The 13,391-nt window shown below is 51.5% G+C and carries 13 protein-coding genes; 8 read left to right on the top strand and 5 right to left on the bottom strand.

Going from position 1 to position 13,391, the window contains the following annotated elements:
• Nucleotides 1-194 precede the first annotated feature (194 nt).
• Complete coding sequence (locus AB1690_09300) at nt 195-1,163, bottom strand: hypothetical protein (protein MEW6015507.1); 969 nt, start codon at nt 1,161-1,163, stop codon at nt 195-197.
• Between the two features lie 256 nt (nt 1,164-1,419).
• Nucleotides 1,420-3,246 carry a M3 family oligoendopeptidase gene (locus tag AB1690_09295; protein MEW6015506.1) on the bottom strand — a complete coding sequence of 609 codons (1,827 nt, stop codon included), beginning with the start codon at nt 3,244-3,246 and terminating at the stop codon, nt 1,420-1,422.
• A gap of 700 nt (nt 3,247-3,946) precedes the next feature.
• On the opposite strand from AB1690_09295, the gene AB1690_09290 reads away from it, so the two are divergent.
• The 4 genes from AB1690_09290 (at nt 3,947) to AB1690_09275 (ending at nt 7,348) form a co-directional block, all read left to right on the top strand.
• The gene (locus tag AB1690_09290; protein ID MEW6015505.1) at nt 3,947-4,447 is read left to right on the top strand and encodes a ferritin family protein; all 501 of its coding nucleotides are present in this window, start codon (nt 3,947-3,949) and stop codon (nt 4,445-4,447) included.
• 33 nt (nt 4,448-4,480) lie between these two features.
• Nucleotides 4,481-6,100 (top strand): L-glutamate gamma-semialdehyde dehydrogenase, encoded by a 1,620-nt coding sequence (gene pruA, locus AB1690_09285; protein MEW6015504.1) that lies wholly within the window; start codon nt 4,481-4,483, stop codon nt 6,098-6,100.
• Nucleotides 6,101-6,205: 105 nt separating this feature from the next.
• Complete coding sequence (locus AB1690_09280) at nt 6,206-6,721, top strand: ORF6N domain-containing protein (protein MEW6015503.1); 516 nt, start codon at nt 6,206-6,208, stop codon at nt 6,719-6,721.
• A 66-nt stretch (nt 6,722-6,787) separates the two neighbouring features.
• The gene (locus AB1690_09275) at nt 6,788-7,348 is read left to right on the top strand and encodes a manganese efflux pump MntP family protein (protein ID MEW6015502.1); all 561 of its coding nucleotides are present in this window, start codon (nt 6,788-6,790) and stop codon (nt 7,346-7,348) included.
• Nucleotides 7,349-7,387: 39 nt separating this feature from the next.
• Here AB1690_09275 and mscL read toward each other — a convergent pair whose 3' ends face one another.
• Together mscL and AB1690_09265 are read right to left on the bottom strand one after the other, a co-directional pair.
• Nucleotides 7,388-7,828, bottom strand: coding sequence for a large conductance mechanosensitive channel protein MscL (mscL, locus tag AB1690_09270; GenBank protein ID MEW6015501.1), 441 nt, complete (start codon nt 7,826-7,828; stop codon nt 7,388-7,390).
• Nucleotides 7,829-7,894: 66 nt separating this feature from the next.
• Complete coding sequence (locus tag AB1690_09265) at nt 7,895-8,212, bottom strand: heavy metal-binding domain-containing protein (GenBank protein ID MEW6015500.1); 318 nt, start codon at nt 8,210-8,212, stop codon at nt 7,895-7,897.
• A 241-nt stretch (nt 8,213-8,453) separates the two neighbouring features.
• Between AB1690_09265 and AB1690_09260 the strand changes: the two genes are divergently transcribed.
• The 4 genes from AB1690_09260 (at nt 8,454) to AB1690_09245 (ending at nt 11,501) form a co-directional block, all read left to right on the top strand.
• Nucleotides 8,454-8,648, top strand: a complete 195-nt coding sequence (locus AB1690_09260; GenBank protein MEW6015499.1) for a DUF2892 domain-containing protein — start codon at nt 8,454-8,456, stop codon at nt 8,646-8,648.
• A gap of 239 nt (nt 8,649-8,887) precedes the next feature.
• Complete coding sequence (locus tag AB1690_09255) at nt 8,888-9,646, top strand: SDR family oxidoreductase (protein MEW6015498.1); 759 nt, start codon at nt 8,888-8,890, stop codon at nt 9,644-9,646.
• Between the two features lie 125 nt (nt 9,647-9,771).
• Nucleotides 9,772-10,641, top strand: coding sequence for a VIT1/CCC1 transporter family protein (locus AB1690_09250; protein MEW6015497.1), 870 nt, complete (start codon nt 9,772-9,774; stop codon nt 10,639-10,641).
• 53 nt (nt 10,642-10,694) lie between these two features.
• The gene (locus tag AB1690_09245; protein MEW6015496.1) at nt 10,695-11,501 is read left to right on the top strand and encodes a ferredoxin--NADP reductase; all 807 of its coding nucleotides are present in this window, start codon (nt 10,695-10,697) and stop codon (nt 11,499-11,501) included.
• Between the two features lie 61 nt (nt 11,502-11,562).
• Here AB1690_09245 and AB1690_09240 read toward each other — a convergent pair.
• Nucleotides 11,563-13,391: dockerin type I repeat-containing protein (locus AB1690_09240; GenBank protein ID MEW6015495.1), on the bottom strand; the 1,829-nt coding region annotated here is incomplete at its 5' end.

The following is a 13,391-nucleotide window of genomic DNA, read 5'->3' as shown; positions in this document are numbered from 1 at the left end:
CGCTTCAGGAGAGACTCCCCTCCGCAAGAAGAGTGTTAGGAGTGACTCCTGACACCGCATTGAACAAATTTTAACAACCTCGCGCAAAATAATGGGGCAAGAGCCTAATTGGCAATTCCGCTGGCGGCTCGTGCCATTTTCGCATTGCGACGCAGAACGAATAACTTTGACTTTCATTTGTCGACCATGAATGGTCAGTTTTGCACGATTTTTTCTAATTCCTTGCGAACCTCTTCAATCTTTAATATTTCGTGAAACGTTTCACTTTCCATTGGATTTGGTATAATTTCGCCAAGCAGCATCCTGTCTTTATACTTGTATGCCTTGCGAATATTCTCAAGCATCAGACTTCCGTCCCCTTCTTTCGCGAACACGCAGGCCAAATTATAGTAAAACATTGGATACTTTTTATCGCGTTTCAAACCTCGCTGGCATATCTCAATAGCCTTGTCCGGTTGGCCTGCCATGAGGTATGACTTAGACAAGTTATTATAGGCGATGTACCAGAAATACTTATTGTACTTCTTTAGTTCTTCTTCGCGATCAAGCACTTTTTCATATTCTACGATGGCGCTGTCATAATTCTCGGATGAGTAATACATCATGGCAAACTCAAATTGCAGTGAAATAACAGGGTCGATTCCGTTCGAAGCGCGGACTTCTTCGAGCACTTTCATCAAATCATCGTAAGCTGCTGTAACATAATTGGAGCGCGACAGATGTACCTCGGCGCAATACCCATTGCGAGCCAAATAGGAGTGTACATTCATTTGATTGACTTGTTCCCCACGATATTGTGTTACAAGGTATTCGAATACCGCCATTTCGCCGAGTTCATAAGCGCGAAGTCCGGTTACCTTCATCGGAGCCTCTTTGCTCTTCTCCATGTAGTAATTGCGGCAGGCCGCCGCATCTCCTTCAACCGGTGCGTGCTCGAAATAACAGAGCATGATTATATCTTTTCCACCCGCACGACAACTGACGTAATTACCATTGGGATCGAGCTTGGCATCTTCAACGAGAAAATCCTCGGCCGGAAAATCAAGCCCCCATCCAGCATTAGGCAGGGAAAGATGTACTCCGGTTCGAGCAGCGTGAAAATACTGACCGAAGGCGAGTTGAGACAGTAATGCCAATGATAGTGAAAGAAAGACTTTTTTCATGATTGCGGCTCCCTTCAAATGGGTTTCGGTGCCTCACCCAACGGGTGAGAGTCTTTTTTTCTGGCTATAAAGTATCAATTTTAAGACCAACATTCCGCTGGCCTTCATACTACTCTTCTGGACTCCCGATCGTGGTCGGGAAAGACAGTCAGGAGCGCAAGGCTCCTGCCCTACTTCATCTGACCCCGCTACAAGAAATGTCAAAACCCAAGGGGATTTTGACCTACTCAAGAAACGAGCGGACGGCCGTGCACAGCTACGAAGCCAGCTTCACAAACGGCTCGATGTCGGCAAGGACGCGGTTCACCGCCTCGCTCCAGAAATCTTCTTTCGTGATATCAACACCGAGATGTTTTCTCGCCACTTTCTCGCTGGTCATCATGCCGGTATCGGCCAGAAGAGCATGATATTTTTTCGCAAATGACGCTCCCTCTTCTTTTGCCCGGTTATAAACCCCGCCGGCAAAGAGATACCCGAAGGTATACGGGAAATTATAAAACGGAGCATCGGTCATAAAGAAATGGAGTTTGGAAGCCCAGAATAAGGGATGATGTCCCTCATTCGGGTCAAGCGTTCCAACAAACGCCTTCTTCTGCGCCGCCACCATCAGTTCATCCAGACGGCTCCGGCTGACCAGCCCTTTTTTCCGTTCCTCATAGAAAGAGCGGTCGAAAAGGAAACGGGCGTAGATATTGCAAAGAAGAGCATGGGCGTTCTGCAGTTTCTGGTCGAGAAGCATCAATTTCTCCTGCGGGTCGTTCGATTTGGCAAGGGCGGCATCGGTGACCAGAAATTCGTTGAATATCGAGGCGGTCTCGGCAAGAGTCATCGGATAGACCGCGGCAAACATCGGGTAATCTTTCAGCACAAAGTGGTGATAGGCATGCCCCAGTTCATGCGCCAGCGTGCCGACATCACCGAATCCGCCTCCCCAGGTCATAAATATCCGGCTCTCCTTGCTGACCTCGAGCGTGGTGCAGTATCCGCCGCCGGCCTTGCCGGGACGGTCCTGCGCCTCGACCCATCGCTTATCAATTGCCATTCGCGAAAAATCAGCCATTTCAGCGCTGAAATCGCGGAAGTTTTCGATTATGAAATCGGCCGCTTCATCAAAAGGATAGACCGTGCTTGATTTTCCGACCGGCGCGCTCTGGTCATACCAGCAGAACTTATCGATACCGAGAATTTTCTTTTTAGCATTGATATATTTCTGCAATTTCGGCGCCCCTTTCTCGACCGCCGACCACATCGCCTCGAGGGTTTTCTCTTTGATGCGGCTGTTGAGAAGCGGCTCCAGAAGCGGCGATTTCCATTTCCGTTTGTCGTAGAGAGTCAGACGGTATCCCGCCTGGAAATTGAGCGCCATTGATGCCAGATTTGCCCGCGATTCCCAGGCTTGCTCGATTTTGCGAAACGCCTGCCGGCGAATTTCGCGGTCGGCAGAATTCATCTTATTAGCCAGCTGTCCGAGCGATAGCTCTTTGACCGTGCCGTTCTCGGAAAAGTCGCCCCGCAGGTCGCCGTACATTTTGTCGTACAGACGGTTCCAGGCATGGTAGCCGTTAACCGCCAGTTCCGCAGCAAATGCCTCAAACTCGGGAGGCATCTTCATCTTGGCGATTTCGCGAAGTTCATTAAGAAAGAAGCCGGACTTTTCGAGCTTCTTCTCTTCGGTCAACTTTTTCCATTCTTTGTCGTTCTGCGCCTTGGCGAATGCCTCCAGTTTTACCAGCAGTTTTTGAAACTGGGAGCGATAGAGGTCGATATCCCCATAAAGTTGATGCGCTTTCTCGTCACTGACATCCTGACTGATAAGGCAATGCACAAAGGAGCCGGCCTGACCGATACGAGCCATCATCTCCTGAATCTTGACAATAAAATCAGTCCAGGTGGCGCGGCTGGCGCTGTTCAGTTTGGACGGGAGACGGTCGATCCTGGATTCCATCGCCTTCAGGTCTTTGGCTATAGCGGCGCTGAAAGCCAGATATTCTCTGGAGCTGCTTCCGCCGGGGAAAACAGATTCCAGGTCCCAGCGGGGGGCTTTGGCGGCGACATCAGATGCGGTGACAATCTGAGAATTCATATTTAACTCTCCTTAACTTTATTCTCTAAATGGTTGTCCACAAGGTCTCTCACCCTCCCCGGTTGATAGTCTAATATGATAATTAATTGCGCTCTAATTCTCAACCGGAAATTCCGCTTCTGCAACGACGGTGCCCCACCCCTTGGGGTGGGCTTGGTGGACGGATTCGTACTTTATACCATCCCACCGCAAGTCGCCACGGTCGAAGACTCGCCGAGGAGAGCGACCAGGGAAGGATTTCGACCTGTTCCGCTTGATTCGTACTAAGTATCATCCCACCGCAAGCGGTGGGGCACCAAACCGTCTGATGGGAGATGGTGGCAGTGACTGACACGATTCGATTTTTGATAGAGTAGGGGTCGATCCGCGTGTCGACCCGAGAGGTGAAGGAATTAGGGTAGGGGTCGACCAATGTGTCGACCCGGTCTCATCCTGCGAAGCAGGATGAGACCATCAGAGGGCGAACGCTCTGGTTCGCCCCTACAGTATAATGAGCATCAATCAAAAACTAAGAGCATTGGTGCCCCACCCCTTTGGGTGGGTTCGGAGGACGGATTAGTACTATATACTATCCCACCGCAAGCGGTGGGGCACCTTAAAAGAATGGCACAAGCCTGTTGCGGAATTGGCGGAAATGTGTAAATTAGGCGAGATTATTTAACTTTTGATGCGGTGTCGAGTGACATTTGCGCAGGAGACTATGATGGATATATTTGAATTTGCGATGAAGATGGAGCAGGACGGGCAAGCTTTTTATGAGAAAATGGCGGGGCAGTCGGCGAATGCCGCCCTGAAGAATATCCTGCAGGACCTGGCGCACGATGAGGTCAAGCATTACAATATTTTCAAGCGGTTTCGTGACGGCGACTTTTCGGCCGCCTCGGAGATGCAGAGCTCATCCAAGGTATTCCAGCGGGCTAAGAATGTCTTTGAGTCGATAGCGGCAAAGAAAGATTTCAAGGAATTCCCGACCGATGTGGTCGCGGCCTGGAAAAAGGCGCAGGAGATAGAGAAAAAATCGGAAGATTTCTATCGGGAGAAAGCGGCCTCGGCGGAGAACGAAAAAGCGCGGAAGACTATTATGCTGATTGCCGACGAAGAGCATAAGCATTGGGCGCTGATAGAAAATGTTCTGCAGTTTCTGGAGCGACCGAAGCAGTGGCTGGAAGATGCCGAATGGAATAACCTCGACCGATATTGATATTCTGCCAATGATATATTTACGGAGGATATAATGGGAAATTATAGAGTGCCGGTTCCCTCCAATGAGCCGGTCTATTCATATGCCCCCGGCACCACCGAGCGGGAGCAGTTGATAAAGGCGATCGGTGAACTGAAGAAGACCAAGTTCGATATCCCGATGGTAATCGGCGGAAAGGATATCCGGGTGGGCACGCCGGTGAAAATCACCGCGCCGCATAATCATGCCCTGGAACTGGGGCAGTACTATCAGGGCGGCAAGAGCGAAGTTCAAGGGGCGATTGAAGCCGCGCTGAAAGCCCGTCCGCTCTGGGCGGCCCTTCCCTGGGAGGAGCGCGCCGCAATCTTTCTGAAAGCGGCGGACCTTCTGGCCGGACCGTATCGCTATATCATGAACGCCGCCACCATGCTGGGGCATAGTAAAAATGTTTTCCAGGCGGAAATTGACGCCGTCTGTGAGCTGGTCGATTTCTTCCGATTCAATGTCTATTACACGCAGGTGATTTATGACGTCCAGCCGGAGAATGCCAAAGGAATCTGGGACCGACTTGATTACCGTCCGCTGGAAGGATTTGTCTTCGCCGTAACCCCCTTCAATTTTGTCTCCATCGGCGGCAATCTTCCGACCGCGCCGGCGATTATGGGAAATACGGTAGTCTGGAAGCCGGCCTCATCGGTTGTTTACACGGCGCATTTCATAATGAGAATCCTGCGTGAGGCCGGTCTGCCCGAGGGAGTCATCAATCTGGTAACGGCGCGGGGGGCTGATGTCGGCGAAATTATTCTGAAAAGCGAACACCTGGCGGGAATTCATTTCACCGGAAGCACCGGCGTCTTTCAGGGCATGTGGCGAACGGTGGGCGAGAATATCGCCCGGTACAAGACCTATCCCCGGATTGTCGGCGAAACCGGCGGAAAGGATTTTATCTTCATGCATAATTCCGGCGATATTGATGAGACTGTCACCGCCATGACCCGCGGCGCCTTTGAATATCAGGGGCAAAAATGCTCGGCGGCGTCGCGCGCCTATATCCCCAAATCGCTCTGGCCCCGATTCAAAGAGCGATTTCTTGCCGATATGAAACAGATAAAGATGGGGGATGTCGAGGACTTTAGCAACTTCATGAACGCTATCATCGATAAAGGCGCCTTTGATACCATTGTTGAATATATCGAGTACGCCAAGAAATCCAACGAGGCGGAAATAATCTGGGGCGGCAATTACGACAGCAGCAAGGGATATTTTATCGAGCCAACCACGGTGGTTACTACCAATCCCCATTTTCGGTTGATGGAAGAAGAGATTTTTGGGCCGGTGCTTACCATCTTTGTGTATGATGACGATAAATTCGAGGAGACCCTGGTGCTCTGCGATAAGACGTCGCCATACGCCCTGACCGGCGCTATCTTCGCCAAGGACCGGAGAGTTATCAATCTGACGATGAAAGCGCTTCGCAATGCCGCCGGCAATTTCTATATCAACGATAAGCCGACCGGCGCCGTGGTGGGACAGCAGCCTTTTGGCGGAAGCCGCGCTTCCGGAACCAATGACAAAGCCGGGTCGCTTCTCAACATGATTCGCTGGACCTCCCCGCGGGCAATCAAAGAGAATTTTGTCCCGCCGAAAGATTTCCGGTATCCTTTCATGTTCTGAAATTCGGGACATTGAGCAAAAAACGGGTCGGCAAGCGTCCGACCCGTTTTTTTTTGCTGACGGCGGATGTCAGCGTGCAAACTACCCTTGGGGCGGAGGTAACTTGTGAGTATCGATACAAATTCAGTAATTAAGGTCGAGCATATTGGAGAACTAATCATTTTCGTCCGGGGCCAAAAAGTAATTCTGGATAGTCTGCTCGCGAATATGTACGGCGTGCAGACCAAATCACTTTTAAGAGCTGTCCGACGTAATATGGAAAGATTTCCTGAAGACTTCATGTTCCAGCTGACCGAAGTTGAGACCGAGGATTTGAGGTGCCATAATGGTACCTCAAAGGCCCGTGGGGGACGTCGGTATCTTCCCTATGTTTTTGCGGAACAAGGAGTTGCAATTCTCTCCAGCGTTCTTCGGAGTCCGCGGGCAATCAAAGTAAATATTGAAATAATGCGAGCTTTCGTGAGACTTCGACAGATTCTACTTTCGCATGCCGATTTAGCGAGAAAGATTGACCGGTTGGAGAAAAAATATGATGCCCAGTTCCGGGTTATATTCGACGCCATCAGAGAATTGGTGACACCGCCCAAGGCAGAGAAGCGGTCGATAGGATTTCGCGACTGAGGAAATTCGAGGATGTGACAGTTTGCTTTGTCAATCATCAGTGGGCGATATATATTATCGCTGCAGATGAATTTTGTTACGATTCTGGGAGTCGCCTTCGGGCTGGCTATGGATGCTTTTGCGGTGGCAATCGCGGTAGGGTCACGTCTGGAGCGTCCCGCTTTCCGTCCGTTCTTTCGTCTCTCCTTTCACTTTGGGCTCTTTCAGTTCCTGATGCCGATACTGGGATGGCTTGCCGGCAGCCAGGTCGCCCCATTGATTGAAGACTGGGACCACTGGATAGCCTTCGGGCTGCTTCTGTTTATCGGCGGGAAAATGATAAAGGAATCGCTGCAGAATCAGAAAGAGCGCATCGGCTATGCCGACCCGACCCGCCGATGGTCGCTGGTGATATTGTCGATTGCGACCAGTATCGACGCCCTGGCGGTGGGATTGAGCCTGGCGCTTCTTAATATTCGGATTTGGACCGCTTCGGTAATAATCGGTCTGGTGGCGGCATCAATGACCCTCATCGGGTTATATTGCGGAAAATACTTGAGCGAGAGATTTGAAAGGGTAAGCAGCTTTCTGGGGGGAATAATTCTTCTGGCGATAGGCATCAGGATTCTGATAAGCCATCTGACATAATAGAAAGCGGGCGCGCCGGAGCGCGCCCGCAACAGAGACTTAAGATTTTAATTCCGACGTACAACTGGGGCAGCGGGTTGCCTTGATGGCGATAGTCGAATAGCAGAACGGGCACTCCTTGGTAGTGGCAACGGCCGGCGCCGGGACTTCCTGCCGTTTCAGACGATTCATCTGTTTGATTAGCAGGAATATTACAAAAGCGACTATGATGAAATCGATAACCGTGTTGAGAAAGGCGCCGTAGTTGATAGTCGCCGCGCCGGCCTCTTTCGCCGCCGCCAGAGACGGATAAGCCGTGCCCGACAGATTGATAAAAAGGCTGGAAAAGTCCATCTTACCCATCAATAGCCCAATCGGCGGCATTAAGATATCATTGACCACCGACGTCACAATCTTGCCGAAGGCGGCGCCGATGATAATACCGATTGCCATGTCGACGACATTGCCGCGCATGGCAAATTCTTTGAATTCCTTGAACATGTTTGGTCCTCTCCTGTTTAAGGGACGATTATCCTGACTGCCAACCGTATCTTTACCGACAATTTTTTATTCGTACAGGACGGCGGTTCCGCTGACACTAACCATCAGCATACTGCCGTTCCCCAGAGTTTCATAGTCAAGGTCAACCGCGATGACGGCATTGGCGCCCAGATTCTGCGCGTCGCGAATCATCTCCTGCACCGCGATCTCTTTGGCTTTGCGCAGTTCCTTCTCATACGCCTGCGACCGGCCGCCGACAATATCCCTGATGCCGGCAAAGAGGTCTTTGAATATATTCGCCCCTAAAATCGCTTCACCGCTTACCAGTCCGAAATATTTGGTAATATTCTTTCCCTCAATATTGGGGGTAGTTAAAACTAACATAATCTTCACCTTCTGATTGAGTGTTATATCCCTCAGCTACATTATTATCAATATATAGACCATTCCGGTCGAATTCAACTAAAGTCTTGAGCGGCAAAAAATAATGTGCGCTCAAACAACCTTCCCCGGGGTGATGCAACGTTTTCAGGAACATTCCCGATACGGCGGTTGTTGCACTACTTAGAATGGATAGATAATGACTAATTAAGTGCGCAAGAAAGTAATTTACTGGAGATAAGAAGTGAAGAAAAATATCGGCAATAGCGACCGCACCATAAGACTGATTCTGGGTTCTATCATCGTAATCGTTGGAATCGTCTATGGTAGCTGGCTCGGTCTGATAGGTCTGATTCCGATTTTGACCGCCCTGGTCGGGTGGTGTCCGCTGTATGTTCCGTTTGGAATTTCGACCTGCCGGACCAAAGCCGTTAACTAAGAACAATTGACGATTTGACATAATACCCCGCTTTTCTTTCCGGGTCTACCACTCTATCGCCGTTCCACCGGAAGCGGGGTTTCTTATTTCTGTCGATTTTTTGGTTCAATTTTTTGTTGCCAGACCGGTTCGGTTTGGTTATCTATATGAGATTAAATCTGTCCATAATTGGGATTTTGGGGATTATTAAGTATTGGGGTAAGGTCGAAATTGTGGGAATTGAATAGAGAGGAATTTCTATGTATCCGGAGTTGAGGGGAAAACATGCCCTGGTGACCGGCGCGGCGCGAGGATTTGGGCGGGCGATTGCGCTCCGTCTGGCGCGGGAGGGGGTCAAAGTGGTGGTGAATTATCGCCGCAGCATGAGTGACGCCAACAAGGTCGTGGAAGAGATAAAATCAGAAGGGGGCTGGGCGATTCCGATACGGGCTGATATCGGCAAAGAAGAATCACTCGACCGAATGTTTGAAGAAATCAAACAGGAGCTGGGATTTTTGGATATACTGGTCGCCAATGCCGCTTTTGGCGTTCCCGGCAATATGCTGGAGGCAACCCCGCATTACTGGGAGGTTACTTTGGCGTCCTCGGCTCGTTCGCTCCTTTCGATGACGCAGAGAATGATTCCGCTGATGCGGGATAACTGGGGGCGGATAGTCAGTATCAGCAGTGACGGCGGCCAGAAAGTGATACCGGGGTACGGCGTGGTCGGTCCGGCAAAAGCGGCTCTGGAATCGATTACCCGGGGACTGGCTTACGAGTTAGCCGGTCGGGGGGTACTGGTCAACGGCGTTCTTGCCGGTCTTGCCGATACGAAATCATCCCGCTCCATTCCCGGCGCCGATAAGGTTCTGGAGCATGCCAAATTCCATACACCGGCAGGCCGGATTGTGGAAGGGGAAGATATCGCCCGGGTGGTCGCCTTTCTCGCCTCCAATGAAGCCCAGATGATCTGCGGGCAGTTTATTGTGGTCGATGGGGGTCGCTCCATTGTCGGCTGAGGGATGGCAGAGCGAAAACGTGACCGGAAGAAGACGGCATTTTACAGCTTTGCGCCATTGTCAAACGGCTTAAGAAATCCTTATAATTATGGATAAACTTGTCCGCAAATTAGAAAGGAAGGCCGATGACTCTCGACAGTAAAGTCCGGGCCGGGGTACTGCGGGCGCAGAAGGACGAGATTACCGAGTATTATCTTTACCTGAAACTCGCCCGAAGAGTCACCAAAGAAGGCGACCGGAAACTTCTGGAGAAAATCGCCGGCGAAGAACTGGCGCATTACGATTTTTTCAAGAAATTCTCCAATGAAGAAGTGCCGCCGAGCCGCTGGCGGATTTTCTTCTACTATTTTATCGCCCGTCTTTTCGGGCTCAATTTCGGCGTCCGCCTGATGGAGCGCAGCGAAAACCTGATACAATCGTTTTACGGTGACCTGCGTCATTTGAGTCCCGAAGTGGAGCATATCATCCGCGAAGAGCAGCAGCATGAAGAGCGGATGCTCGATTTGATAGACCAGGAGGAACTGGCTTATACCGGCTCGGTGGTGCTGGGATTAAATGACGCCCTGGTGGAGTTGACCGGAGTGCTGGCCGGGCTGACACTGGCGCTTCAGGATACCCGGATTGTCGCGGTCGCCGGCTTCATCACCGGCATTGCGGCATCGCTGTCTATGGCCGGCTCGGAATATCTTTCCACCAAGGAAGAGGGGGGCAAGAGCCCGCTTCGAGCCAGCATCTATACCGGCATTGCCTATATCGTGGCGGTGTTATTCCTGATAACCCCCTACTTCATTTTTTCCAATCCCTTTATCTGCTTGGCCCTGGCGGTTTCCTTTGCCCTACTTATTGTTTTCATATTCACTTTTTATATCTCGGTGGCCAAGAATCTTTCCTTTAAGAAAAGATTTATGGAGATGGCCGCCATCAGCCTGGGCGTGGCAATTTTGAACTTTTTCATCGGTCTTCTGGTTAGAAAATATCTGCATATTGACGTTTAAGATTTTGGCTGCGTAGATAGTTATTCGGCAGAAGAGCCGGTCAGGAAGGAGATATGGAACTTAACGCCGTAATAAATCAGAGAATAGATATCGCCGAGGGAGCGATGGTGATACGGGTGGTGCCGGATGTGACCGAAGTGCCTGATTTTCGTCCGGGTCAGTTTGCCCTGCTCGGTCTTCCCCCAGCCGCGCCGAAATGTGACGAGGCGACCGAAGAAAAAGAGCCGCCTGACCCGGAGCGGATGATTCTCCGGTCTTATTCGATATCATCCCCTTCGATTACCAAAGACTATGTGGAATTCTATGTCACCCTGGTGCCCTTCGGCTCTCTGACCCCGCGGTTATTCGCCCTCGGCACCGGCGACCGTCTCTGGATGTCCCCCCGGCCGTCCGGTTTTTTCACTCTGAAAAATGTGCCGGAAGAGGCGAATATCGCTATGTTCGCCACCAGCACCGGCATAGCCCCGTTTATGAGTATGTTGCGCACCGAAAAACTGCATCGAAGTAAGCGCCGTTTTGCCCTGATTCATGGCGCCCGCCATAGCTGGGAACTCCCCTTCCGCTCGGAACTGCAGGCGCTTAAAAATCAATGCGAAAATTTCATCTACATTCCCATAGTGAGCCGTCCCGAGGAAGAGCCGGTTCGCTGGAAAGGAGCGACCGGGCATATTCAGGAACTCTGGCAGAGCCGGTCGCTGGAGAGAATCTGGGAGACAAACCTGACTCCCGCCAATACCCATCTGTTTCTCTGCGGGAATCCCGGGATGGTTGATGAGATGCTGGCGATAGCGCAGTCGGAGGGGTATCGCCAGAGCACCAACCGTGTCCCCGGCGAAGTTCATATCGAGCGGTACTGGTGAAAATGAAAAAGCAGGTCGGTGAAATCAGCCGACCTGCCTTTATAACAACTAATTCCGACAATCAATAGCAGGGCTCCGGACCATGGCTGTAGAAATAGCGAATGGCATATATGACATCGCTGATGCCGATTTCGCTGTCGCAGTTGGCGTCGGCACGATAAGCGCCGCCGACCGGCGGTGTCCCTTTCTTATAGATATAATTGATTAGATAGAGAACATCACCGATATTCCCCACACCATTGCCGTCATAATCGCCTTTCAGATACGATTGACAGACAAAGCGGGTCAGGCTGGTTGCCATGCCGATTCGCCCGGTGGCGTCGGTCGCCGTGGCGGTAATAAAATACAGCGAATCGGATACCATATTGGAGGCATTCCAGTCGAAACTCCAGCCGCCGACAGAACTGGCGTCAAGCCCGATCAGGTCGCGCGTCACGGTATGATTATACCCGGCGACGGTGAAAATCATATCGACCGGATGCCAGGAATTGCCATAATAGACTTCAGCGCCATTGAGGCCGTCACGCATATAAAGGCTGGCATTGAGACCGGTCAGCGGGTCGGACATGGTGGTCATGTAGCGCCCCTGACTGTCGGCAAGTCCGAGCACCCCTGACGCCACCAGATAGAGTCCCGGCGTTCCGGAAAGAGCCAGAATCACGACCAGTTCCCGCTCCTGAAACAGAGTGCGGAAAGTATGATAAGAGGGCTGACGATAGACATTGAAAAGAAGTTCGTTGCCGTGGGTCAGGATGTACTGCTGGATGCCATTGAGGAAGAGGTCATCATAAGTCCCTTTATTGGCGCGGGTTTGCATTGTTGCCGCAAGACGCTCCACCAATGTGTCAACCGAGATATAGTTGACACCTTCCCGCATGCAGTAGATATATCCCTTATCAAACCAGTATTTGATGGCGATAGCGCCGGCGACCGGTCCGCAGTAATAATCGCCGAATTCGCCGGAGGCGCGATGATTGCCGTCATTGGGGTCGCCATCCACATCGCCGTAGCGCGACTGGTCCAGCAGCGGCATGGTGACGCTGTAGTTGGTGGCGGCCGCTTTTTTGTCGAAGCGAACCTGGGTGACATTCTCATCGGCGGTGGTGACCTCCAGTTTGAGCGGATGACAGATGCTGTCGTAGGGAATCGGATTTATCATATTGATATCGGGCGGAGTCGGGTCGATAGTCACCTGATGCGAATCGACATCACTGCGCCCCAGAGTGTCTTCGACATACGCCCGCATCCAGTACAACCCTTCGGTAAGAGAGCTGTAATTGAACTGCAGGGAGTAACCGTTGCCCGAGCCGGACGTGTCGACTCCGTTGCGCCAGGGGCGATTGCCGCTGTTGTCCTGACCGATATTAGTCCAGGCGCCACCGGAACTGCGCCGGTCAAAACGGACAAAATCGATTATCCGGCTGCCGGCCGTTTCTGACGCCCAGAGAGTCAAGGGACCGGCGATTATTTCATTGTTCCTTGGCTGAAGCAGAGTTATTGACGGCGCCGGCTGGACTCCCCCGCTGCCGCCGGTTGTCCCGACCGAGAAGAGAATGAGACGTCCCGGAAAGTCAAAATAGTCATTGTTGGCAAGGTCGATATATCCTATGGTCGTGTCCCAGATATTATATCCGGTACAAAGAGCCGTCAGGCTGTCGGTCACCACACAGGCGCCCTTGGATGAATCGATGGCATTGGAGATATAGAAGCCGGCGAAATAGGGACCGTTGACTTCCGCTGCCGAATCAAGCGGCACCGCCAGAAGATAGAGTCCCTGCCCGGGGATGACATACATCCACTCCGAAGAGATAGAAAGGAGATTGCCGGGGACGGGGCATGACGGCACCGTCATATCGGCCGTTTCCACATCGACGGAGACAATCAGGGTGC

This window comes from Candidatus Zixiibacteriota bacterium, assembly GCA_040753495.1.
GTDB lineage: Bacteria > Zixibacteria > MSB-5A5 > GN15 > PGXB01 > DYGG01.
This window is presented reverse-complemented; position numbering and strand designations above follow the sequence as displayed.